Source organism: Rhizobium sp. 32-5/1 (assembly GCF_029537235.1).
Taxonomy (GTDB): Bacteria; Pseudomonadota; Alphaproteobacteria; order Rhizobiales; family Rhizobiaceae; genus Pararhizobium.
The window spans coordinates 1,675,898-1,697,902 of the sequence record NZ_CP120638.1 but is presented as its reverse complement, the minus strand read 5'-3'; the positions used below and the strand labels follow the sequence as shown (position 1 = coordinate 1,697,902).

Below are 22,005 nucleotides of genomic sequence, written 5' to 3'. Positions count from 1 at the left end.
AATGCAGGGGAAAAGCAGGATATGACGACTGAAAAAGAAACGCCGCGGGATACGCGTTTCAAGCCCGGCCAATCCGGGAACCCCAACGGTCGAACCGCTGGCTCACGATCAAAGGTGCTTCTAGCTCTCGACGTTCTGGGCGAAGGGGAAGCGGAGGCGATTGTTCTGGCAATGGTTGAGAAGGCCAAGGAAGGCGACAGCACAGCAGCCAGGACAATCCTCGATCGTGTCTGGCCCATTCGAAAGGGCGCGCGCGTTCCGTTCGATCTTCCGACGGTCACGACGGCCGATGATCTGCCGGGCGCCGTTGCTGCCATAACCAGACAGGTGGCCGATGGGGAACTCTCGCCGGATGAAGGCGCAGCCGTGGTCACCTTGGTTGAGGCTCACCGAAAGGCTATCGAAACGCACGACTTGGCGGCCCGCATCGCAGCGCTTGAGGAAAGGATGTCAACGAAATGACCAATCTCCTGCACACACGTCTGACGAAGCTGGAAGCGAGTGTTGCTCCAGCGAAGGCAAACCCGCGAATAGTTCGGATCGTGGGAAACCAGGGGGAAGAGGAGGAGATCTATCGTCAGGCGGCTGAGATGGGACTGGATACCAGTCCTGACAGCAAGGACCTTCTCATCATTAGGCTGATCTGCCGCCCGGATGGAGCGAAGACGACGCCGAGGCGGGATCCGGAAATGGCTGCGATCGAGCGGGAGCATGTAGCTGCCCTCCTAGCCGCAGTCGATGGCAAGACAAGGTCAAAGTGAGCATGATCTACCGACGCCACATCTCGCTTACGATGGTTTTTTCGTCGCCTGCTTTTATTATAGTTGCCTGAGATCCGATAAGCTTTCCGGCCATCGTGGTCATCTCAGCGGTGCTTTGTCTTGAAAAAACGTATCTCGTCGAGAAAGCAATGGAATATTGCCTGATCATTTCCACGCTTAGGGCTGGTAGCACTTCACCATAGAAGCCGACCAAAGCGGTGTATGGACTAATCGGAAAGTAGACTTGGGTGAGTTTCTCACCCCCGACAAGCGGCGTCGGTCGACCTTTTTGGTCCAAACCGAACACGCAGGTATCGCCGAGAAGGAATTCCAAATTCTCACTTTTGACGACTGTCCACGACAAAGGCACTTTTGACGCGGGGCATTTTGCGCCAGCGGCAATGTGGCCACTCAATCCTTCGTTCTGCGAGTCCTTGAACAGTTTCGGCATTCCCGGATCATGCAAGAGATGGTTTACCAACGAGCCAAATATTTCACCCGCTCCCTGAAGGAACTCTTTCTTCTGTGCTCTCAGGTGTGGTTGCATCTGAGGCAGTGACAACAAATATCTCTGGTGCTCGGGAAGCTCGCTAAGGCGCTGTTCCCACGCAGTTTCCATATTCCTCTTTAAATAGGTCTTGGCTTTCCCCGCCTTAATCTGCCGTGATGTTTCACTCAGGGCCGATTTAATCGTAACTTCCAGCATGGATCTGTTCGCCTCGGTCCTTAACGCGAATAGCCACACCATGTCTGCCAGGAGAGCGTGACGATTGGTGAAGTTAAAGGTGCCGTTTTCGATCTCCCGGAGGGCCGAAGAATGCGCGCCTTCCAATGATATAAAGCTGTTCTCCAGCACATCATCGTTTTCGCCATAGAAGTCCTTGGCTACAGCAGCATCCTTGGTCGAAAGCTCAATCGGGGCTTGTCTAATTCGTATCGCCAAATGAACTGTTTTTCTCCATTAGCCGAAACCCTTGATGCAAATCTCTTCAGAAGCATTCGCGGAATAAAGTGGTTGCGTCGCTTTCGTGCCATATCTCTGCTCACTATCGGCCTTGGCCGTGTTTCAAACCCCTGTAGCCCACCTTGCCGCAACTGCCATCACGCAACTTAATGCCATCAAAAAATACAGCGATTTCAACGGCCGTGGCACTTGTGGTGCTTGTGGTAGTTTTTCGCTCACTCAATGCTGATTACTCAGTGACAGTGAACCTCCCCTGTTTTCTTTTCCCTCGGCAGTGCCGCCCTAGCGGCGGGTGGGGCCGGTCACGCCCCCGCTGATCTCATCGCCCTTGATCAATCTCGTCTAGGACATGAGGTGGAGCAGCCGCTCGGCATCAGCTAAGGCACACTCCCGTGTTGGGAAGTTCCGGCTCGTTCTGCTGCGGAATTCATCGAGGTGTATCACGTACGTCCATTTACCGAACCATGTCTGGCGGATTTCAATTTTGTATTCAAAATTAATGGTTTTAAAAATGATCATCTGAATATCCCTGATCGCGGGCGATTGATCTGGTGATTTCAGAGAGTTTGCAACGCCGAATTGTAGATTCAGAGACTAAGGTTACCAGTCTGTGAACCCACCCCTAGATCAAGTGTATGGGGCTTTTCCCGCGAATCAGGCTCTTCCGCCACCGCGACGAACCTGACAATGCCTCGCTTGCCTTAACTGGCGAGCGGGGCATTTTCGTCCCGTGCGTTTGGTGTGTTCTCTGTAAGTTCGGTGAATGTCCGCGATAGGTCCAATTTTGGCGCTTGCTAGCGCGCCCACAATCAAAAGGCGGTAGCTACACCCGATTGACCCTTGGCCAGCCATGTGATGAAATCTTTGTTTCGAGCCCGGACTAACCATCAGACCGCTCGGTATCGAGGGCTTCGGGTTGTGAGAGATGCGGAGCCCTCTTTCCTTTTTGGTTATGGGCCTACGTCGCGTCCGTCGACAAAAGCCGCGACCAAGCGATCGGCTGGGTTCTCCGAAGTCTCGATCGCGGCAACATTGCTGATGCGAGTGTGGCCATCGTGGTCATCGGGCTTGTTTAGCCGGCCCACCGCCCTTTCATTATAAAAAGCCCCGATCTGCGGTCAGACAGATCGGGGCTATCGTAATGAAATATCGCCTGCGGGGCGGGCACCTGAAAAAGGGATCGCCTCTAAACACCTCTGAATTAGCACGGGTTTTTTAAAGTTGCGAATCCCAGAGCGTGACATCAGCGTGACACCCCCACGCCCCTTGATCAACTGTAACCACCCACACTCGCCTACCCAAGCCCCGCTTGCCTCACCGGCGAGCGGGGCTTTTTTGTTTTTGGTTGTGACACTCGCTACGCACTTTAACCACATAGTTGAGAAAGTGTTGACGCAAAGCAGAGTGCACGTAATAATAAATCTATTACTGGCCCAAAGTGGAGTTTTGAGTATGTGGCTATTCTTAACCAATACCAGAGGTGAACAGATCCTGGTAGACGCCTCAAAGGTGTCCGACATTATACCCGTTCCGAACGGGACTAAACTTTCTTTCATGTCGGTTGCGCAAGATAAGGACGGCAAGGACAAAGCGCGCAGCGTAGTAACCCAAGAGAGCGTGCAGCAGATCGCTAGGGCTCTGAAAGCGAGATCTGTACGCTAATATTTTCGCCAATCTCCGACTTATCTTTGACTGGATACAATTGTTCGATACGGAGTGTATTAGTGTAGCGTTAGTCCGGGGATTCGGGTTAAATCGGCAGGGAGCCAGCGCGTAGTTACGCTAAGTGTATCTTCGCTTTTATTTTTCGTGGGCCCTGTTGTGCCATGCTTGCGAATAGGTAGCGTGTGGGCTGAGGCTGCGGCCCAACATCGCGTCCGTCTATGAAAGCCTCGACGAGGCGATCGGCGCCAACGGCTGGTTGTGGATCACCTCCGCAAGAGCCTTGAACGCTTCCCGCTTGCTCCACCCGGCCGCGCTGACCTGGTCGAGCAAATCGAGGACGGGATAGTCCAGCGCTTCCTGCAGACCCGCATTGTAGTGATCGTCGTCAATCGAGCGCTTAGGAGTTGCAATATCCATCAGATTTCTCCTTTGCCGGAGAACTGCGCTTCTGGGCCTAATGTTCCGCTCCGCTGATCGGCTCATCAACCTTCGTCCAGGTCAGCGACCATTCATCGGCGCCGCATTCGTTGTAGACGTGTTTGCAATACTCGGATGCCTCGACCTCCATGATGACAAACTCGGCCGGCGCTAGCCGGGGCACATCGAGAACAAGAACCCGCAGGAGCCGATCAAGCCAGGTGAAAAAGCAGGCCGACAAAGCAGCGATAATGATTATTCTCGCTGGCTGCGTTGCCTTTGGCGAGCGCCTAAGCGAACTTCTCGTGCCGGGCGTTTTTCAGGACCGGCATAACAACCCAGGGAGTTTTGAATGAACGAAGATATCATTGCGCAGCTGAAAACTCACAGTGAACTCTTGTACAATCGAGCCCCAGCATTGAACCATCCGGATCAGGACCGTGATCTTTGGCTTGTCATGGAAAGCCTTGCGATAACGATGGAGGCCGTCAGGACCCTCGGGGTTGCGGTTAACCGGCTTGATGGCTTGGAAGGGTTTGGCGGACCGGGCGCTTAAAACCGTCTCTCCATTTAGCCGTCTTGCGATTTTTTTAGGAACGGAAATGCGGAAAGCTCTTTGTTATTCAGTAGTGCTGATGTGCCTATTGAACACGCTTGCCGCGGCTGAGGGAGAATGCGACCCGGTCCAGATACGGGTTTCAACAACGCCAGTCATCGAGCAATCGCCTGGGCGACTAAAGCGAGCAATAGACGTTCGTAAAGTGCAGGGCCCGAACCCGGACCTGCTACTGGTTGGGGATTCTCTTGTTCAACAGTGGCAACCGCATGTCAGCAGAGACTTCCCCGGAAGGGCGGTACACAACTTCGGAGTTGGCGGCGATAAAACTCAGGAGGTACTCTGGCGATTGAGAAATATGAAGCCCAAGGTTTCGCCACGCGAGATCGTGGTCCTTATCGGCACCAATAATCTTGCTGACAAATCCGCGACGCCATGCGGGGTTAGTGGAGGCATCGAGGCTGTAGTCGAGGAAATCGGGTACCAATGGCCCGAGGCTTTTACTTTCGTAGTGCAGCTACTGCCTCGAGGGGAGCATTTTGAATTCCGAAGCCAGGAAAGACGGGAAGTGAACAACTATCTTGCCAAGCGTTTCGCAGGCAGCGGGACCGCCGCTTTCGTTGAAGTCGACGAGGGCAAAATTAGCTGCTCTTGGAATTCTCGCAACTGCTCAATGTTCCGGCCTGATCTACTTCACCTTCAGGCAGACGGATATGGGATACTGCGGCAAGCTCTTCGGCAGACGAGCATCGAGCTGTTTGATAAGGATCGTTTAAATCCGGCACTCACCCAGAAGAACTGATAACTCGGCAGGGCGAAATTATCGTCCACAGATAGTGGGTTGATGTCGATTTCCTGAAACAAGAAATCCCGCCATCCTTTCGGCTGCCGGGGCTGGGTCGGGTCGCCAACTGGATGTTTTGGGCCTCAAAGTTCATAGGGCTTTCCTTTGCGGGAGAATTATGAAGCCGCGGCTAATGTTCCGCGTCTGCCGAAGCGTCATCGACCTTGGTCCACGTCAACGACCACTCATCATCCCCGCCCTGATTGTGGATATACGTGCCATGCTCCGACACTTCGACTTCGATTGTGACAAACTCGGCCGGCGCTACGCCTTCAAGATCCAAGATGCGTAATACGTCGACCATCTCGGCGATCATTTGTCACCTTCTGAATGTTCTGTCGTCCGGGATATCTAATTTTCCACGCGATGTGCGCCACGGTCTGTTCCTTCCCAGTAATCGGACGGCAGATGTTCCTTGCACCAGTAACGGGACACCCCGCGTCCAAGTTCCTTGCAGAACGGGACCATCGATTACAGTCGGTACAGCGGGAGCAGAGATAACATGCGGTCTGCCCGATTGATGTTTACGCATCTGGGGCGGGCTAACGAGGCGCTCCGAGGGGGCCGCCGCCTCCTGCTTCCAAATTCGGAGACGACGGCCTGCTTCCTCTTTCGAAGTTCGGAAGCCAGATGATCTTAGGTGAGTGAAACTTCGCTCGCTTTCAATATCGCGCCAAACTATCTGCAAAGTGCCAAAATGGTCGATTGCTGCGTGCGCGGTGGAGGCTTAGTTCATGGAAACGCTGGGCTCCCCGGTCTTTGCGATAAGCAGGTTTGGGCAGCTGTTGGAGATGGAATGGTTGTCCCTACCAGGCAATCTTTTTGCCAGCCTCTTGAAGCGGCGCGGCTCCAAGTCGAGAGAGTTTTACCTCGCTACCTCGCCACGGAAGGTGCTCTTCTGTGATGTTGTCAATCATACGGAGGCCATCTGGCACGCCCGCAACGAAGCCAAATCTTTCTCCCGGCATTGATCAGTCTGCGGCTGAAAAATGGTTTGAAGCGCCACATGTTGTCGATCGTCACCGCCGGAGATGGTGGAGCCGGTGGCACATCTGTGAACGTCTCGCCCGAGATATTCGACGGGTGGTTCGGGAAGGCGGATTAGGAGCCGTCAGGGCCACCAGAAAAACCCAACCTTGAAGAGTGTTTAAGTGGGGTAACCTCGAATTTGAATGTTGTGTGATCTGCGGGGACAATAAAAATCACGTGGGCGTAGCTCTCGATACTCCTACCAGTGACCTGAAGGTATCCAGCGGATGAGGAACCAACGGCCCCGAGATACAGGCTAAACTCACTGCCTGACGCATAAAATGTGCAGATGATGTCTTCGTCGACATCTAAGGCAGCTTCCAGATATTCATAAGCGGCCTTGATCGAAAAACGAAGTTTCTGCGCATAATCCTCCAATTCTGCTCCCTCACGCATTTCTTGCTTTCAGTGCATCGTCGACCTTCGCAGTGATGATCGCCAGCGCGAAAGTGATCGCACCTAGCCCGAATGCACAAGCAAGGATCTCATGAATTGCCGACTTGGCCCCAAGCGCTACAGCAATGACTCCGAGCATCTGCAAAATACCAAGGATTAAAATAAAAGCTGACATTCATCCTCCCATCGCCATCCGTGCAACGTGACAGGATGCACGTGGGAGTCAAGGCAGGGGCTCTGGCGCACCAGTCGGTGGCAGCGTTGTTATCCAGTAGTCGATTTCCGATTCCATCCATCGGACGCACGCTGGACTCAGTTGGCGAGGCCTGGGAAATGTCCCAGCCGCTATACGGCGGTAAATAGAAGAACTCCCCAAAGCGGTCCGGTCTTTAACGTCCTTGAGCTTCAGAAGCCTATCGGATTTCACTTTCTCTGCCATCGACTCCTCCACCGAGCGACCGAATTCATCGTTATGATTGCGCTTTCGGCTTAGCTAATCTCACGCCAGCGCCACCGCCGTTTTCGGGTATGAACTGAACCCCAGCCGCCTCTAACGTCACCCTTATGGCCTCAACGGTGCTCACTCGTGTAGCGGTCAAGTCGCCCGACATTTGTTCAAGTCGTTTGATGGATGGAAGCGACACGCCCGACCGCTCAGCAAGCTCTTTCTGCTCCATGCGGAGGATTGCTCTGGCTGCCCGTATCTGCTCTGCACTCAGCATATTATTCCTCAGGGATAAAAAAATATCTCTAGGGTATTGACACCCCAAGACTTGAAATTTATTCTCTAGGAATAATTTAAACGTCCTGAGGATGCAAATGAAATGTTCAATCGCTCGGAAATCATGAAAGGCGCTTGGACGCACTTCCGCAAGGCTCAGGCTTATGTCGCAGGCAACCCCTTTCTCGCTGGCACCGTTGTACGGTTCGGCGACTGCCTGAAGGTTGAATGGCGTCGGGCGAAAGAAGCCCTTGTAAAAGCTCAGCTGCCCGCAGCCATCGCCGCACGGGTGGCCGCCCTTCGAAGCACCATTCAGACACTCGATTACAAATCCTTCCGCTACAGCATCGCACGCGAGCGTAGCGCCCTGTCTGCAGAACTACGAGCCATAGAGCGGGAGTACGCATAATGCCGCAACGAACACTAGAGCCAAAGACGGAAGACAAAATCCTTTCCTTCCGTAGCAGGGAAACGCCGGCCGGCATGACCGATGAGGAGTACGTTGCAAGCCTAATACTCGATCGACGCTTCCTATTCGATAGGGCCCGCGCCGATCTCAATGTCTCGGCCGCGTGCTGGGAGTACGCCAAAGCATTGCTGGGATACGATGAAAACGGGCAATGGAACGGCGAAACGAACCGGTGCAGACTTGAAGAAGTGAAAGTCCAGAACCTCCGTTGGATGTGCCGGCGCAATGAAGCGCTCAGCGCACCAGCGTACTCAGTCGAAACACTCGAATGGAAAAAGCAGCTCTTTGCTCAATGCCGGGCGGACTTCCAGCCAGTCGGAATCAATAGGTTCGAAGCTTGTATCGTCGATGACGAGGCTTTCGTGGCGAAACACTGTTCTCGCCGTTTACCGAAACGCTCTGGTAAGCAGAACGCCGGCGAATTGAAAAATTCTGGTTCTTTCAAGCCCTTGCATCTCGTCCGTTCGGACAGAGGACTGCATTCGACCTGACCGACCGTATAGTCACCAAGCAAAATCTTTCATAACCTGGGAGTTAATCCAATGCCGAATAGCGTCGTTCCGGCCGCTGCCGAAGCCATGCCGAAAATCACCCGCCGCGCTATCCTGAGCGGTATGGCCGCACTGGCCGCGCCGATCGCCGCAGTGGCCGCGCCGATCGTCATTCCGACGCCAACTGAGCTACCAGTGAAAGACATTGGTGAAAATCCTGACCTCATCGCCGCATATGAACGCTTCAAAGAGGCAGAACGCGAGCTGACTGCCGCAGAAGAGGCGCTAGGGTGGATTGCAGACGAATGGCGTCATCTGTGGCCGCTCGCGCCGGAGGAGCTTCTCGGCTGTGCCAATGCGAACACGTACCATGTATCCGAGGATGCTGAACGCGACATTATTGGCCGGTTCATCATCCGGGATACGGTCGATTTCACCAAACGGTTCAAACGTAGAACCAACGAACGGCTGTGCTTCGCGGTGATGACGCCGAACGAGGCAGAGGATCGTCTCTCGTACTGGAAGGCCAAGGTGCCAAAGGGCAGGACGGCCAAGGCATTGGCGCAGAACATTGCCTACCGAGAAAAATTCACAAAGGAATACGAGCAGGCATTGGCCCTGGCGCGGCGGTACGAGGCCGAAACATCGCGGCTAAGGGAACAAGCCGGCGTCGAGAAGGCGAAGCAGCGGGTTTCAGCCGCCAAAATCGCCGCCAATGAAGCCCGTAGGCAGGTTTCAAGGGTCACAGCACATACTGCGGAAGGCCTGCGAATGAAAGCTCTCGCAATAGCTACGTCCGGCTTCTACGCCGCTATTCTCAGCGAGGACAACATATTCGCTGAAATTTCTCACTTCATTGATGGAGTTCTGAATTTTACTGCGGGGGATTTATCCTGAGTGCGTATGCGTTGAGCGTTCAGCCCCGTCGCTGCACCTTTCGATAACGGAAACAGAAATGGAAAACCTCGGAATAGCTCTCCTCAGATTTGAGGGCACCTATTCCGACAGCATTTGACCGCCTCTTTGCCCTTGGTCAAGAATGGCCCAGATCATCAGGGCCAATCCAGATTTGAACATCTATCGAATGGTCATCAACGCGTACGGCCTGCACATGCTATTCACTATTCCCGGATTGCCAGCGAAGAATAGCGATTTGGTCGATGCTATCGATGCGCATAGGCTGGCGTGGGAGCAGTGGGACGCGCAGTCTGTTCCGTTCTCGCATGGGATCAGATGGAAAAAGCGAAGTTACCTACCCCGTTCTAGTTGGCGGCTTGCATATCTTCCCGCGCCATTCGAGGATATATCGCGCCGCCATTGACACTGGAGAATGCCATGCCCGCTTACCATTACACATCTTCATGGCATCTGCCTTGGATACTCGCCAGTGGCGCGCTAGTGCAATCTCAACAGCGTATCGCCGATTTTCCGTCGCCTGATTTCGTCTGGGCCACGACCTCGCCCCGAGGAGATATCACAGCGACGGTTCGGGACGGCTACCGCTTGGGCATAGTGAAGCTCGTCCGGCTCACATTTGAGGAAACCGAGTTTTTCCCGTGGGCTGAGGTTCAGGGCCGATATCCGGAGTGGACGAGCCAACACGTTGCCGCCTTGGAGCGAGCAGCACAGCCTCAAGACATCAGAGGATGGTTGTGCCGCGCAAGCGACCTCCCGGTCAGCTTGGCAAAGGCGATTGATGTTCGCACATACACGAACAACACATGGCGGCCCGTCACAGACCTGGAAGTGAGGCAAGCGACCAATTCTGACGGCTCGGAATGGCGCGTTATGCGCCTTCTGGGGCAGGTTGAAGCATCATCGCGCAAAGTCAGGCGCGACGGTGGCTTTGAGTTCCACGGTGGTGCCCCTGCTCTGCCGTTCGATAAATTGCCTCTGGCAACTTAGATCAGATCGAAGCCAGTGAACGGTGCCGCTTTTTGCGGTAGCCATCCCGCGAAGGTTTTTCGTGCATCATAAGCCTGCAGCAAGTTGCCCCGCCGGCATTATCGGACAGATACGCGCGCGCACGCGCGACCCACCAGCGTAGCGGGCGGCTCTCGCCTATTTTGAGACTTCCCTGGCCTAATCACTGGTGGTTCTCTGAGCCGACCAGGGCTTGCATTGTTTCAACATCGCGCCATTATATCCAATCTGGAGGCAAGCATGAGCCGTAAGATGTGCATCGTTCTGAGTGTGCTTGGATCGTCCGTGGCAACGTTAAGTGGCTGCGTCTACGATGACGGATACAGATACTATGACGTCGCCCCAGCTACGGCTTATCGAGAGCAGATCGTTGGAGAGCGCCGCGATTATTATGTTGCACCGAGGGCCGGGTACCATCGGAAAGCGCCACAGCACGTCTTTTATCTAGCGAGGGACCGCAGAAGCCCAAGATGCTTTGGGACAAACTGCTACGTCGGCACAACCTATCGAGAAGACCCTTATTATCGACTGACCGATTAAGGTCCGTTGATCCACGATTTGGAAGCCTCGTTTCGCTTCCCAGACCGTTACTTCTTGTTGCCGGCTTTCGCGGGGTGGCGGGCTGGGCTCCGAGATGGCTGCTGGCTAAAATTTGCACCTGTTTGATGAACTGGTAACCCTAGAGACAAGCGTGTTGACCGACCTTGAGTGGGATGTAATGAACTTTCCGGATTGAAGGACAGGGCTCCAAGCACACAAGCTCTATTATAGCTTGCACCAAAGATCCGAATCGCACCAGTTTAAGTAGTTTCAAAGCGCTCAGGTGTGAAATAGATGTTTGGCCATTTTGATCTCATCTCCATGAATGAAACGGACGTTCGGGAGATTATAATTCGTCCGCTACTGCACGCGCTCGGGTTCAGGCAGGGAACGCAAGCAAATATTTTAACCGAGAGGACACTGCGTTACAGCAAGATGTTCCTTGGTCGGAAAAAGGCGACGGACGCTGAACTACAAGGTCGGGCCGATTATATTTGCGAATACACCCCTTATGCTCGCTGGACTGTCGAAGCAAAACCGCCGTCCCAGCCGTTGAGCATCGATGATGCCCAGCAGGCGCACAGTTACTCAGCACATCCAGACGTTGGGGCTTTTTATTATATGCTGATAAATGGGCGCCAGGGACAGGTGTTTCAGATCAGCCATCCTGACAAGCCGCTCTTTGAATGGGCAATAGCCGAGACAGGAGACGTGCTGCCAATACTGAAGTCTTTCCTTAGCCCTACCGCGCTTCAAAAGAAGTTTTCGTCCCCAATCGACCTCGGAAAGCCCATAGCAGAGGGCTTGCGCTCAAAGCTGGAAATCATAGGGGGCGATATCGTCTATGACGAACACATTTCTGAAGATTTGCCTGGGGATCTATCCACTATGGATGGTATGCGGCAAACCGTCTCTGGCATCGGTGTGGAACGGACAGGCGACGGGCTTATCATGGCGCAAGTGCTGTTGAAATCGGCTCACAGCACTTTTGACGCCATCAACCAAGCGGTTGGGCTCGGCACTTTCGTATTTAAGACAAGCGACGAATTCGTTTCAACAGACGTCGAAGTGCCAACGCTGTTTACCAACATTGTTGAAGTCAATGCACCGCAGGGGATGTCAATACCGGCAGGCTTCGGCCGCCCGGCTATGGTCCTTCCTGTTTCGTTCAAGTGCATTTGCTATACTGAAGCTGTCGGATTCGTCCACGGTGAGCGCTTCCAGGGCACTTTTTCGGTGGACTACCAATATACAATCGACACTCACGGCTTGCCACTGCCACTACCAGCCAAAGCGCGAATGCGAGGTCTTGGCCATTTCGACTTACTGGTGCGTTAACAACCAAAACAGGTCGGCGGATAGCACCCACCATGCTATAAATCTTTTCTTTAACGAAACTCAGGCTTATATGAAGTCCATGAGATTTAGTGTCGACAAAGAGAAAACAATCGAGGCCCTGCTCTATATCGTGTCCCGGTACGGAGAGGTTGGGCGTTTCCACGCCCTAAAGACGCTATACTACGCTGATCTCGACCACCTGCGCACTTTCGGGCGGCCGATCACCGGCGATCGATATATCGCTATGGAGAACGGACCGGTACCCTCTTACGCCTATAACGCGGTCAAAGAGGAGCTTCCGGAGCCGGAACGGGAAGTAGTTGTGGGGGCCCTATCCCATGGCGATAGCGAAAAGCACCCTACCTACAAGGCTCATCGCTCCCCTGATCTAAGCTACTTCAGCAAGACAGATTTGGAATGCCTTGATCGAGCTTTCGAATATTGCAGGGGGCGTTCGTTCGGCCAGATTTCTGACGAGACGCACGAGCATCTAGCCTGGAAAAAGGCTGCCCTTAATGCGCCAATGCGCTTTGAGGATATGCTTGATGGGGTATCGCCTGAAATCTTTGAGGAAGCGGAGCAATTTGCTTCCTATGGCGTCTTGTAAGCTCGGGCACATCTACATCGTCAATACCGTCCTTTCGAAGCCTCCGAAAGAGAAATATGCGCTGTGCGTTTGTGTGGCGCCTGATTACTTCGTCTGGATTAACACTAAGCCTGCTCCGCACGGCCGTGACCAGTTGCTCCTGCAAAACGGCTGTCACGAATTGGTGACACATGACAGCAGCCTAGACCTTTCGAAGATGTTCTCTCATCCTGATTGGGAGATGAAGAATGCGAAAGAATTCGCTCAAATCTCTAAGGCTTTGTGTAAGGACATCGTTGGCCGTATCGAGGCAGGGCTTGATGTGCTGCCGCCCCGGCATGCGGCTTTGATCGCCGAAAATCTTCGATCACTTCTGAAGGGGAGCGACGAGGCTTAGTCCGTCGAGGTCTAGAGGTGGGTTCAAGCCGAAGTGCTGCATACTAGAAAACAGCAAAGTAGTGAGATTTGCTGCCTTCCCTCACAGCAGATCCCCAAACCTCAGAAAACCTAAACCGACGCCTATCAATCGCTTTCTTTATCCAGTGCTTGGCGACCTCAGTGGACCCATTCCGCAACAGATACGCGTGCGCGCGCGATAAGCGCTAACCTCATGAATTATGTCAGGCCCTAAAAGCACACAAAGGAGCGCCGCTCGCGGGAAGAATTTATTAAGAAATTGAGGAGTGCGATTTTTCAGCGAGTTAAGGCAATTTAATTGGCGGCTAACAGTCAAAAGGGCCTAATTCACCCAAAGAATTCCGCTCTGTGGCGACCCGGTGGCGACCCAGCTTGAACGGAAATGCTTTCGCGATCTGGCCTAAAGCATTAAGTCTATTTTTATCAAGAAGTTAAATGGTGCCGCTTAGAGGACTCGAACCTCTGACCCCATCATTACGAATGATGTGCTCTACCACCTGAGCTAAAGCGGCCAGCATGCGTTTCGCAATCGGCGAAGCGATGTGTGAGGCGCTGATACCTGCAAAGCGACGGGATTTCAAGCCGTCAGATCTTCGATTGGTAAAAAATCGCGGGATCAGCGCCCAACAGCAATGATCGATGGATAAGGCCGTGGAATCCGATCATCGATCCCTGTGTGTGGTTGTGTTCAGAGCGAAAGCCTCTTTCGGGCGGTCTTGTATTCGTTGTCCAGCCGGGAGACCAGCCCTTCGACGGAGGTGATTTCGGTCACCGCGCCGATCCCCTGGCCACAGCCCCAGATGTCTTTCCAGGCCTTGGCGCCTGTGGTCGCTGCCTCGAAATCCATCTTCGACGGGTCCGCCTCCGGCAGTTTGTCAGGATCCATGCCGGCCGCGGCGATCGAGGGTTTGAGATAGTTGCCGTGGATGCCGGTAAAATAGTTGGAATAGACGATGTCGGCGGCGGTGCTGTCGACGATCGACTGCTTGTAGGCGTCGCTGGCGCGGGCCTCGTTCGTGGCGATGAAGGGCGAGCCGATATAGGCCATGTCGGCACCCATGGCCTGGGCCGCCAGCACCGCACCGCCGGTGGCGATGGCGCCTGATAGCAGCAGCGGGCCGTCAAACCAGCTGCGGATTTCCTGGACAAGCGCGAAGGGCGACAGGGTTCCGGCATGGCCGCCGGCGCCGGTTGCCACCGCGATCAGGCCATCGGCCCCCTTGCGGATCGCCGAACTGGCATGGCGGTTGTTGATCACGTCATGCAGCACGATGCCGCCATAGGAATGGATCGCGGCGTTGACCTCGGGAACGGCCCCGAGTGAGGAAATGACGATCGGCACCTTGTATTTGACGCAGAGCATCAGGTCGTGCTCGAGCCGCTTGTTGGACTTGTGGACGATCTGGTTGACGGCGAAGGGGGCAGCGGGCCTGTCCGGGTTGTGCCGGTCGTGATCTGCCAGTTCTTCGGTAATCTGCGCCAGCCATTCGTCGAGCTGGGCTTCCGGACGGGCGTTCAGCGCCGGAAAGGACCCGACCACGCCCGCCTTGCACTGTGCCAGCGTCAGCGCCGGATGCGAAATGATGAAGAGCGGGGCGGCAACGACGGGCAGCCTTGTGGTTCCCGTCAAGATCGGCGGCAGCGCCATGGTGTTTCTCCTCCACCTGAAAATATTGACGTTTGCGTAAACGTCAAAAATATCTAGCAGCGAAATGCCGTCTTGAAAAGATGGTTCTATTGCAAGGGTGCATCGCCCGTCGTGAAACCCGTGCGTTTCCCTTGGCGGAACTAGCCAGTTTTAGCCTGCAGGCTTGCGAATTGCCAAATCTGCCGTTACCCAATTGTTAACAAATCCAACGGGGTGCCGCCAGTGCGGGGCAAGGCCTGGCCTGATCCCCGGTTTGTCGAGGGAAAGATGGGCGCAGAATAGCCTGTCCTCCGGTCAAGAAGGACATGATGTGAGCGGACTGGAAACGGCTATAAGACATGCGCTCGACCGCTCGGACAGGACGAGTGCCGAGACGCGGGCCCGGATTTACCAGTCCGCGCGCAACGCCTTGGAGGCCGGCTTGCGCAAGCAGGATGTGCATGACCCCGAGGTTATCGCCCAGCAGCGGCATCGCCTGGAAGTGATCATTCATGCGATCGAAACACAGGAGCGCGCCGCCCTGAAAGCCGAGGCCGCCATCGTCGTGCCGCCGCCGGTTCGGCTGGATGATGCGGTTGCATCCGATGATCGTCGCCAAGCCCCTGTCCGCGAAGATGCGCCGTTATCCGCCCATCGTGAGCCGGGCGAAGCCGTTTCCCGCACCGGTGACGACAGCCTCGACAGTCTGCGGCCGGAACGCCTCGATGACGCCGCGCCGGCTGGCACGGCAACCGCGGTGCCTGTGGAGGCCGTGGCCGGCAAACGCGGTAAGGAGCGTCCCCTGCCGGTTTCCGCGGCGTCAGCAAAGCCCCGTCGCCGTCGCGGGCGGTTTCTGTCCTTCGTCATGGTCATCGTTACACTGGGTGCCGCTTTCGGTGCCGCGCTCTGGTGGGCGGAAACCAGCGGCCTCCTGAAATCGGCAGCGGAGCGGGACACCAGCGTCGCCAATCCCCCGGAAACCGTGCAGTCCGAGGATTTCGACGGTTCGCAGGGGCTGACCACGCTCGGTTCGCAGTCCGGCTTCACGGGCGACTGGATCGAGGTGTTCGATCCGGCGAAAGCCGCGGCGATCACACCGCGCAGCCGCGCAAAGGCGGAACCTGTCAGCGACGAGGCTGGACCACGGCTGCGCATCACGTCTTCTTCCACCGACGCCGAAGGCGATGTCCTGATTGAAGTTCCGGTGGCCGTATTGGAGCAACTGTCGGGCAAGACATCGACCGTCGCGCTGACCGTGCGTTCCGGCGCCGACAAGCCGACCCAGTTTTCCGTCGAATGCGCGTTCGCCTCACTGGGCGACTGTGGTCGTCATCGTTTTACCGTCAACGATGAGAAGGTCGACATGCTGTTCAAGATCACCTTCGACCGCAGTCTCGCGCCGAGCGAGCCGGGCCGTATCCTCATCAACAGCGATGTGGCCGGAGGCGGCCAGAGCCTCAATCTGTTTGCGATCCGTATCCTGCCCGGCCAATAATCTCTGACAAAGACCGGCGCGGGCAGGCGGAATATTGGGGGCTATTTGACGAAGCCGGGCCCGAAACCCAGGATTTTCCGGTCGATTTCGCCAATCGCATCCTTGTCCCGACCGTCGTAATTCAGGCTGAGCAGGATGTGGCGGATGAGGTTGATCCGCAGGCGGCGCTTGTCGTTGGCGCGGATCACTGTCCATGGCGCATGTGTGGTGTGGGTCTCATTGAGCATCCGGTCGCGCTTTTCGGAATAATCGTCCCACTTGGTGAGGGCTGCGATATCCATCGACGATAGCTTCCACACCTTGAGCGGATCATGCCGACGATCATGAAAACGCTTCAGCTGCATTTCTCGGCCTATGTTCAGCCAGAACTTGAACAGATGGATGCCGTCATCAACGATCAGCTTTTCAAAGCGCGGTGTCTGCTTGAGGAAGTGCTGGTATTGCGCCGGCTCGCAGAAGCCCATCACCGGCTCGACGCCGGCCCGGTTGTACCAGGAACGATCGAAGAGCACGAATTCGCCCGCAGTCGGGAAGGTCGCGACATAGCGCTGGTAGTACCACTGGCCCCGTTCGGTTTCCGTCGGCTTGGTCAGCGCCACGATGCGCGCCGACCGCGGGTTCATATAGGCCATCGTGTCATGAATTGCTCCGCCCTTTCCGGCGGCATCCCGACCCTCGAACACGCTGATGACCCGCTTGCCGGTTGCCTGCAGCCAGAACTGCACCTTGACCAGTTCGATCTGCAGCTTCTCCAGCGTTGCGTCGTATTCGTCGCGGTCCAGTTTCTTGTCATAGGGAAAGTCATCGGATGCGAAGGCTTCACTGTCGATCCAATCAGGCAATTCCGGATTGTCGATATCGAACACCCGCTTCTTGCCGTCGATCTTCAACTCCACTGCGCGGCTGGTCGTCTTGTCTGCCATGGTGTTCTCCCGATGAGTGCGACCTTGTCACCGCCGCCCACTGATTTCCCGCGAGCAGGCCATAATTGCATTGCGAATTCAAGCATGCCGTGAAAATCATGTCATGAAGACGCTCTATCACTGGCGGATGCGGCGAGGTTGCGATCGGCGACCTTCGCGGGAAAAGGACGGAACTTGGAACAGGAAGACAGATTCTGGCGGATGCTGGGGGCAAGAATCGCCGCGGAAAAATGGACCCTGCTTCTGTCCGTTCTGATCACCCTCGTGCTGGTCGTTTCCGGGCTGCACCTTCTCGCGGTCTGCCTGTTCTGGATGGTCCTTGCAGTTGCTCTCCTCAGCCGCTCCGAGACGGTTGCTCCACCGATCGCGCCGGTCATCCAGAGCAATGTCGCCACCGGCAATCCGCTCGATACACTGGTCATCGTTCTGAACGCGCTCGACATGCCGGTTCTCGTCGTCGCCGCCGATGAAACCGTGCTTTTGCAAAATCTCGCCGCCGAAAAAGCGTTCGGAACCATCCCGCAGAATATCTATCTGGCGGCGCGGGTGCGCTCCCCGGCATTCTCGACATGGTGCGCGAAACCATCTCCACCGGCAAGGTCAATCAGATCGAACATTCCGAACGGCTGCCCTCAGAGGCGTTTTATATTGTGCGTGTCGCGCCGGCCGACATTGCCATAAACGGCGGCGAACGGCTTTATATTCTGTCATACCGCGATATTTCGCAGGCCCGGCGCATCGACAGGATGCGGTCGGATTTCGTCGCCAATGCCAGCCATGAACTTAGGACCCCGCTTGCCTCCCTGCGCGGCTTCATCGAAACGCTGCAAGGTCCGGCGCGCAACGACGTCAAGGCGCATGAGAAATTCCTCGGCATCATGCACGAGCAGGCAACGCGCATGAGCCGTCTGGTCGATGATCTCCTGTCGCTGTCAAGGCTTGAGCTGAAATCCCACATCGCACCCGACGCAAAAATCGATCTCGCGCCGCTGCTCGGCCATGTCATCGATTCCCTCACGCCGCTGGCGCGGGATGTCGATGTCTCGATTGCGCTGGACATTCCCGACGCGCCGGTTTTCGTTCATGGCGACCGCGACGAACTGACTGAGGTTTTCGAAAACCTGATCGAGAACGCCTGCAAATACGGGCAGGAGGGCAAGAAGGTCGAGGTCGGCCTTTCAGGGGGAGACGGCAAGCCGGTCGAGGTGACTGTGCGTGATTTCGGCCCGGGCATTCCGGCCGAACACGTGCCGCGTATCACCGAGCGCTTCTATCGGGTGAATGTCGAGGCCAGCCGGTCGAAAAAGGGCACGGGTCTGGGGCTCGCCATCGTCAAGCACATCCTGACCCGGCATCGGGCCCGGATGATCGTTCAGTCCGAAGTCGGAAAAGGAACGCTGTTTACCGTGCGGTTTTGATCGGCGCTCCAGGGAGAAGCAAGGTCATTGGATGATGGCGGACTGTGCCGCCACCATTGATCCCCAATTGTGATCAGCGCGCCCGGCGACGTTCGCCTGAGGGCTGGTAGGCAAGCTTGGCATGAAAGCTGCAATAAGGAGCCGCTTCCGGGCTGTCATTGCCGCAGAAGTGAAATTCTTCCTTCATGGGGTCGCCGATCGGCCACTTGCAGGTGCGGTCTGTAAGCTGGGTGAGGACAAGGCGACGCGACATCGGCACGACGACATTGCTGACCGGCTCCAGCTCCTGGCCGGTCACGTATTCCATCTCCTCCTCTTCCTTCATCACGGCGGCGCCTACGGGGCGTGTAGTGATGGTGCGGGTGGTCGCGGTGACGCGGGAGGCGTAGTTCGGCGCGCGCGGTGCCGACGTCGGGCGCTTTGTGCGCGAAGCGGCGGCAGTTCCGCCTGCCTTGGCGCGCCCCGGCAGGCACAGCCGGTGGACCTTGCCGATGACGGCGTTGCGGCTGACGCCGCCCAGTTGTGCGGCGATCTGGCTCGCGCTCAACCCCTCGGACCACAGCTTCTTGAGTTTCTCCACCCGCTCGTCAGTCCAGTTCATGATATTGTCTCCGTTCCCGGCGTTGATGATGATGGAATCCCTCACCGCGCCCCGGAGCAATCCGGAACTGCAACGCGATAACACTTTTGGTGACTAGGTCCGCCGCATGCGTCTAGTAATTGATTATTAACCTAGTGAACGGGTGACTCCGTGACAAGAGTCCCTCGAATCGAGGCGAATCGATTTCTGGGTTTTCCCCAACTTGCTTCGATGGCGTGGCATTTTTGCAAGCCCGCCGCACAAAAAATACAAACGCCTGTATGCTGTGCGAATTACCGCAAACGCAGGGCTTTTGTTGACATTGCAGTGCGGAATGAAGATAGTGCCTCCGCCGCCGCAAGGCGGCATTTTTGATTTTCAGGGGCCGGAGATCGGCCGAAAAATACCGTCATGCGGTGTCTATGCCGCCTTGATCTAGGAGACTTTCGCCATGGCCGAAGCCACGCCGCTTTTTGATACCTACGCGCGCGCACCGCTTCGCTTCGAACGCGGCGAAGGTGTCTGGCTGATTGCCGAAGACGGCACGCGCTATCTGGATTTTGCAGCTGGTGTCGCGGTCAATTCGCTGGGCCATGCCCATCCGCATCTTGTTTCGGCCTTAAAAGATCAAGCCGACAAGGTCTGGCATCTTTCCAACCTCTATGAGGTTCCCGGCCAGGAAAAGCTTGCCGCCCGGATGACCGAAGCGACATTTGCCGACAAGGTGTTTTTTACGAACTCTGGCGCCGAGGCGCTGGAATGCGCCATCAAGACGGCGCGGCGCTATCACTTTGCCAAGGGGCAGCCGGAAAAATTCCACATCATCACCTTCGAGGGTGCCTTCCACGGCCGCACGCTGGCAACCATCGCCGCCGGCGGCCAGGCGAAGTATCTCGAGGGTTTTGGCCCGAAGGCGCCCGGTTTCTACCAGGTGCCTTTCGCCGATATCGCCGCGCTGAAGGAAGCGATCAGCGAAGAAACGGCAGCGATCCTGATCGAGCCGATCCAGGGCGAGGGCGGCATCCGCGTGGCGTCCAAGGAATTCCTGCAGGAACTGCGCGCGCTGTGCGACGAGTACGGCCTGCTTTTGATCTTTGACGAGGTCCAGTGCGGTATCGGCCGGACGGGAAAACTCTTTGCCTATGAAGCGACGGGCATCGCGCCAGATATCATGGCTGTCGCCAAGGGGATCGGCGGTGGTTTTCCGCTCGGCGCTTGCCTTGCCACGGCAGAGGCTGCGGCCGGCATGGTCGCGGGCACTCACGGCTCGACCTATGGCGGCAATCCGCTTGCAATGGCAGTCGGCAATGCGGTGCTCGACGTGGTTCTCGAAGAGGGCTTCCTCGAACACGTAAGCGATGTCTCACTGGTCTTCCGCCAAGGCCTTGCCTCGCTGCAGGACCGGTTCCCCGATGTCATCGAAGAGGTGCGCGGCGAGGGTCTGATGCTGGGCATCAAGGCAAAGGTTCCGTCGGCGGATCTTCTGAAGGCGATCCGTGCGGAAAAACTTCTGGCGGTTCCCGCCGGTGAAAACGTCATCCGCCTTCTTCCGCCGCTGATCACCACTGCGGCAGAAGCACGCGAGGGGCTTGCTCGCATCGAGCGTGCTGCAGAACAGCTGACGTCCGTAAAACACAAGGCGTCGGCCTGAGCGTAGAGCGTCAAGCAGGCACAACAGGAATAGAACATGGCCGGTACAAGACACTTTCTCGATCTCTCCGCGATGACCGCGGGAGATCTGCGCGCAATCATCGACGACGCCAAGACGCGCAAGACGGCGACCAAGGCTGGCACGGCTGAAAAGCCGCTGGCCGGCAAGATGCTGGCCATGATCTTCGAGAAGCCGTCCACCCGCACCCGCGTCTCATTCGACGTCGGTATGCGCCAGCTCGGCGGTGAAACCCTGTTCCTGTCTGGCACGGAAATGCAGCTCGGTCGCGCCGAGACGATCGGCGATACAGCCAAGGTGCTGTCGCGTTATGTCGACGCCATCATGATCCGCACCACCGATCACACGCGCCTGCTCGAACTGGCCGAACATGCGACCGTGCCTGTCATCAACGGGCTGACGGACACGACCCATCCCTGCCAGATCATGGCCGATATCATGACCTTCGAGGAGCATAGCGGCCCGGTGAAGGACAAGACGATCGCCTGGACCGGTGACGGCAACAATGTGCTGCATTCCTTCATCGAGGGCTCGGCGCGCTTCGGCTACCGCATGAACATGGCGGTACCGCTCGGTTCCGAGCCGGATGACAAGATCCTCAACTGGGCGCGCAACAATGGCGGCGAGATCAAGCTCTATCACGACGCCGATCAGGCGGTGGCGGGAGCGCATTGCGTCGTGACCGACACCTGGATTTCCATGAACCAGGAGCACCGGGCGCGTGGCCACAATGTCTTCCAGCCCTATCAGGTCAATGCGGGCCTGATGGAAAAGGCGGCCAAGGACGCCCTGTTCATGCACTGCCTGCCGGCGCATCGCGGTGAGGAAGTCACCGACGAGGTGATCGATGGTCCGCAGTCCGTCGTCTTCGACGAGGCGGAAAATCGTCTGCACGCACAGAAATCGGTCCTCGCCTGGTGCCTCGGCGCGCTTTGAGCCCATTGCCTGCCGGCCATTGAAATTAAAGGGTGGGCGCACGATCTAAGCGACTGCGGATGATCGCGCAGCCGGACAGGGTTTTATCCAGAGCGCGAGCGATTTCAATCATCGGCAGGGCGGCTTGCCCAACCGTCGGCGATCGGCCTGTTTTTCGGCCACCGATCTGGACAAACGGGCCGACGCAGGGATCAATATGGACATCGGGTTTCGCCCTTCGGGCGTCTTTGGACGCTCGCC

24 protein-coding genes, 1 tRNA gene and 1 pseudogene are annotated in these 22,005 nt (G+C 56.3%); 17 read left to right on the top strand and 9 right to left on the bottom strand.

What is annotated here, in order from left to right:
* Window positions 1-21: 21 nt before the first annotated feature.
* Together P6U16_RS08730 and P6U16_RS08725 are read left to right on the top strand one after the other, a co-directional pair.
* Window positions 22-462, top strand: coding sequence for a DUF5681 domain-containing protein (locus tag P6U16_RS08730; RefSeq protein ID WP_277703412.1), 441 nt, complete (start codon window positions 22-24; stop codon window positions 460-462).
* Window positions 459-761, top strand: a complete 303-nt coding sequence (locus P6U16_RS08725) for a hypothetical protein (protein ID WP_277703411.1) — start codon at window positions 459-461, stop codon at window positions 759-761. The genes P6U16_RS08730 and P6U16_RS08725 overlap by 4 nt, the downstream gene beginning before the upstream one ends.
* Window positions 762-768: 7 nt before the next feature.
* Here the strand turns inward: P6U16_RS08725 and P6U16_RS08720 are convergent, their stop codons facing one another.
* Window positions 769-1,704 carry a DUF4238 domain-containing protein gene (locus tag P6U16_RS08720; RefSeq protein WP_277703410.1) on the bottom strand — a complete coding sequence of 312 codons (936 nt, stop codon included), beginning with the start codon at window positions 1,702-1,704 and terminating at the stop codon, window positions 769-771.
* A 1,902-nt stretch (window positions 1,705-3,606) separates the two neighbouring features.
* Entirely contained in the window at window positions 3,607-3,807 is a 201-nt protein-coding gene (locus P6U16_RS08715; protein ID WP_277703409.1) for a hypothetical protein, read from the bottom strand.
* A 221-nt stretch (window positions 3,808-4,028) separates the two neighbouring features.
* On the opposite strand from P6U16_RS08715, the gene P6U16_RS08710 reads away from it, so the two are divergent.
* The 3 genes from P6U16_RS08710 to P6U16_RS08700 are packed head-to-tail and all read left to right on the top strand — an operon-like array spanning window position 4,029 to window position 5,165.
* Entirely contained in the window at window positions 4,029-4,163 is a 135-nt protein-coding gene (locus P6U16_RS08710) for a hypothetical protein (protein ID WP_277703408.1), read from the top strand.
* On the top strand, window positions 4,160-4,363 hold the full coding sequence (locus tag P6U16_RS08705; protein WP_277703407.1) for a hypothetical protein: 204 nt from the start codon (window positions 4,160-4,162) through the stop codon (window positions 4,361-4,363). Before P6U16_RS08710 ends, P6U16_RS08705 begins: the two co-directional genes overlap by 4 nt.
* Window positions 4,329-5,165 (top strand): GDSL-type esterase/lipase family protein, encoded by an 837-nt coding sequence (locus tag P6U16_RS08700; RefSeq protein ID WP_277703406.1) that lies wholly within the window; start codon window positions 4,329-4,331, stop codon window positions 5,163-5,165. Before P6U16_RS08705 ends, P6U16_RS08700 begins: the two co-directional genes overlap by 35 nt.
* 172 nt (window positions 5,166-5,337) lie before the next feature.
* Here the strand turns inward: P6U16_RS08700 and P6U16_RS08695 are convergent, their stop codons facing one another.
* Window positions 5,338-5,523 carry a hypothetical protein gene (locus tag P6U16_RS08695; protein WP_277703405.1) on the bottom strand — a complete coding sequence of 62 codons (186 nt, stop codon included), beginning with the start codon at window positions 5,521-5,523 and terminating at the stop codon, window positions 5,338-5,340.
* A gap of 418 nt (window positions 5,524-5,941) precedes the next feature.
* Between P6U16_RS08695 and P6U16_RS08690 the strand changes: the two genes are divergently transcribed.
* Window positions 5,942-6,178 (top strand): hypothetical protein, encoded by a 237-nt coding sequence (locus tag P6U16_RS08690; protein ID WP_277703404.1) that lies wholly within the window; start codon window positions 5,942-5,944, stop codon window positions 6,176-6,178.
* A gap of 130 nt (window positions 6,179-6,308) precedes the next feature.
* Here the strand turns inward: P6U16_RS08690 and P6U16_RS08685 are convergent, their stop codons facing one another.
* Together P6U16_RS08685 and P6U16_RS08680 are read right to left on the bottom strand one after the other, a co-directional pair.
* Window positions 6,309-6,632, bottom strand: a complete 324-nt coding sequence (locus P6U16_RS08685) for a hypothetical protein (RefSeq protein WP_277703403.1) — start codon at window positions 6,630-6,632, stop codon at window positions 6,309-6,311.
* Window positions 6,625-6,807 (bottom strand): hypothetical protein, encoded by a 183-nt coding sequence (locus P6U16_RS08680; protein ID WP_277703402.1) that lies wholly within the window; start codon window positions 6,805-6,807, stop codon window positions 6,625-6,627. Before P6U16_RS08680 ends, P6U16_RS08685 begins: the two co-directional genes overlap by 8 nt.
* Window positions 6,808-7,456: 649 nt before the next feature.
* Between P6U16_RS08680 and P6U16_RS08670 the strand changes: the two genes are divergently transcribed.
* From P6U16_RS08670 to P6U16_RS08640, 7 genes are all read left to right on the top strand, one after another.
* The gene (locus P6U16_RS08670) at window positions 7,457-7,762 is read left to right on the top strand and encodes a hypothetical protein (protein ID WP_277703400.1); all 306 of its coding nucleotides are present in this window, start codon (window positions 7,457-7,459) and stop codon (window positions 7,760-7,762) included.
* A 74-nt stretch (window positions 7,763-7,836) separates the two neighbouring features.
* Complete coding sequence (locus P6U16_RS08665; protein ID WP_277703399.1) at window positions 7,837-8,313, top strand: hypothetical protein; 477 nt, start codon at window positions 7,837-7,839, stop codon at window positions 8,311-8,313.
* A gap of 51 nt (window positions 8,314-8,364) precedes the next feature.
* Window positions 8,365-9,210 (top strand): hypothetical protein, encoded by an 846-nt coding sequence (locus tag P6U16_RS08660; RefSeq protein WP_277703398.1) that lies wholly within the window; start codon window positions 8,365-8,367, stop codon window positions 9,208-9,210.
* Between the two features lie 438 nt (window positions 9,211-9,648).
* Complete coding sequence (locus P6U16_RS08655) at window positions 9,649-10,218, top strand: hypothetical protein (RefSeq protein ID WP_277703397.1); 570 nt, start codon at window positions 9,649-9,651, stop codon at window positions 10,216-10,218.
* Window positions 10,219-11,070: 852 nt separating this feature from the next.
* The gene (locus P6U16_RS08650; RefSeq protein WP_277703396.1) at window positions 11,071-12,114 is read left to right on the top strand and encodes a type I restriction enzyme HsdR N-terminal domain-containing protein; all 1,044 of its coding nucleotides are present in this window, start codon (window positions 11,071-11,073) and stop codon (window positions 12,112-12,114) included.
* Window positions 12,086-12,721, top strand: a complete 636-nt coding sequence (locus P6U16_RS08645) for a Panacea domain-containing protein (protein WP_277703395.1) — start codon at window positions 12,086-12,088, stop codon at window positions 12,719-12,721. Before P6U16_RS08650 ends, P6U16_RS08645 begins: the two co-directional genes overlap by 29 nt.
* Window positions 12,660-13,097 (top strand): hypothetical protein, encoded by a 438-nt coding sequence (locus P6U16_RS08640; RefSeq protein WP_277703394.1) that lies wholly within the window; start codon window positions 12,660-12,662, stop codon window positions 13,095-13,097. Before P6U16_RS08645 ends, P6U16_RS08640 begins: the two co-directional genes overlap by 62 nt.
* A 456-nt stretch (window positions 13,098-13,553) precedes the next feature.
* On the opposite strand, the gene P6U16_RS08635 is transcribed toward P6U16_RS08640, so the two are convergent.
* Both P6U16_RS08635 and P6U16_RS08630 read right to left on the bottom strand, forming a co-directional pair.
* Window positions 13,554-13,629, bottom strand: a tRNA-Thr gene (locus tag P6U16_RS08635).
* 176 nt (window positions 13,630-13,805) lie between these two features.
* Window positions 13,806-14,765: a nitronate monooxygenase family protein gene (locus P6U16_RS08630; RefSeq protein ID WP_277703393.1), complete on the bottom strand. Its 960-nt coding sequence runs from the start codon at window positions 14,763-14,765 to the stop codon at window positions 13,806-13,808.
* A gap of 310 nt (window positions 14,766-15,075) precedes the next feature.
* Between P6U16_RS08630 and P6U16_RS08625 the strand changes: the two genes are divergently transcribed.
* Window positions 15,076-16,239, top strand: a complete 1,164-nt coding sequence (locus P6U16_RS08625; RefSeq protein WP_277703392.1) for a biotin transporter BioY — start codon at window positions 15,076-15,078, stop codon at window positions 16,237-16,239.
* 41 nt (window positions 16,240-16,280) lie between these two features.
* On the opposite strand, the gene ppk2 is transcribed toward P6U16_RS08625, so the two are convergent.
* Entirely contained in the window at window positions 16,281-17,162 is an 882-nt protein-coding gene (gene ppk2 / locus P6U16_RS08620; RefSeq protein WP_277703391.1) for a polyphosphate kinase 2, read from the bottom strand.
* Window positions 17,163-17,363: 201 nt separating this feature from the next.
* On the opposite strand from ppk2, the pseudogene phoR reads away from it, so the two are divergent.
* Window positions 17,364-18,580: pseudogene (phoR, locus tag P6U16_RS08615) on the top strand (phosphate regulon sensor histidine kinase PhoR).
* Window positions 18,581-18,653: 73 nt separating this feature from the next.
* On the opposite strand, the gene P6U16_RS08610 reads toward phoR, so the two are convergent.
* Window positions 18,654-19,181 carry a GcrA family cell cycle regulator gene (locus P6U16_RS08610; protein ID WP_277703390.1) on the bottom strand — a complete coding sequence of 176 codons (528 nt, stop codon included), beginning with the start codon at window positions 19,179-19,181 and terminating at the stop codon, window positions 18,654-18,656.
* A gap of 430 nt (window positions 19,182-19,611) precedes the next feature.
* On the opposite strand from P6U16_RS08610, the gene P6U16_RS08605 reads away from it, so the two are divergent.
* Together P6U16_RS08605 and argF are read left to right on the top strand one after the other, a co-directional pair.
* Complete coding sequence (locus P6U16_RS08605) at window positions 19,612-20,811, top strand: aspartate aminotransferase family protein (RefSeq protein ID WP_277703389.1); 1,200 nt, start codon at window positions 19,612-19,614, stop codon at window positions 20,809-20,811.
* Window positions 20,812-20,847: 36 nt separating this feature from the next.
* Window positions 20,848-21,765 (top strand): ornithine carbamoyltransferase, encoded by a 918-nt coding sequence (argF, locus tag P6U16_RS08600; protein ID WP_277703388.1) that lies wholly within the window; start codon window positions 20,848-20,850, stop codon window positions 21,763-21,765.
* Window positions 21,766-22,005: the final 240 nt, after the last annotated feature.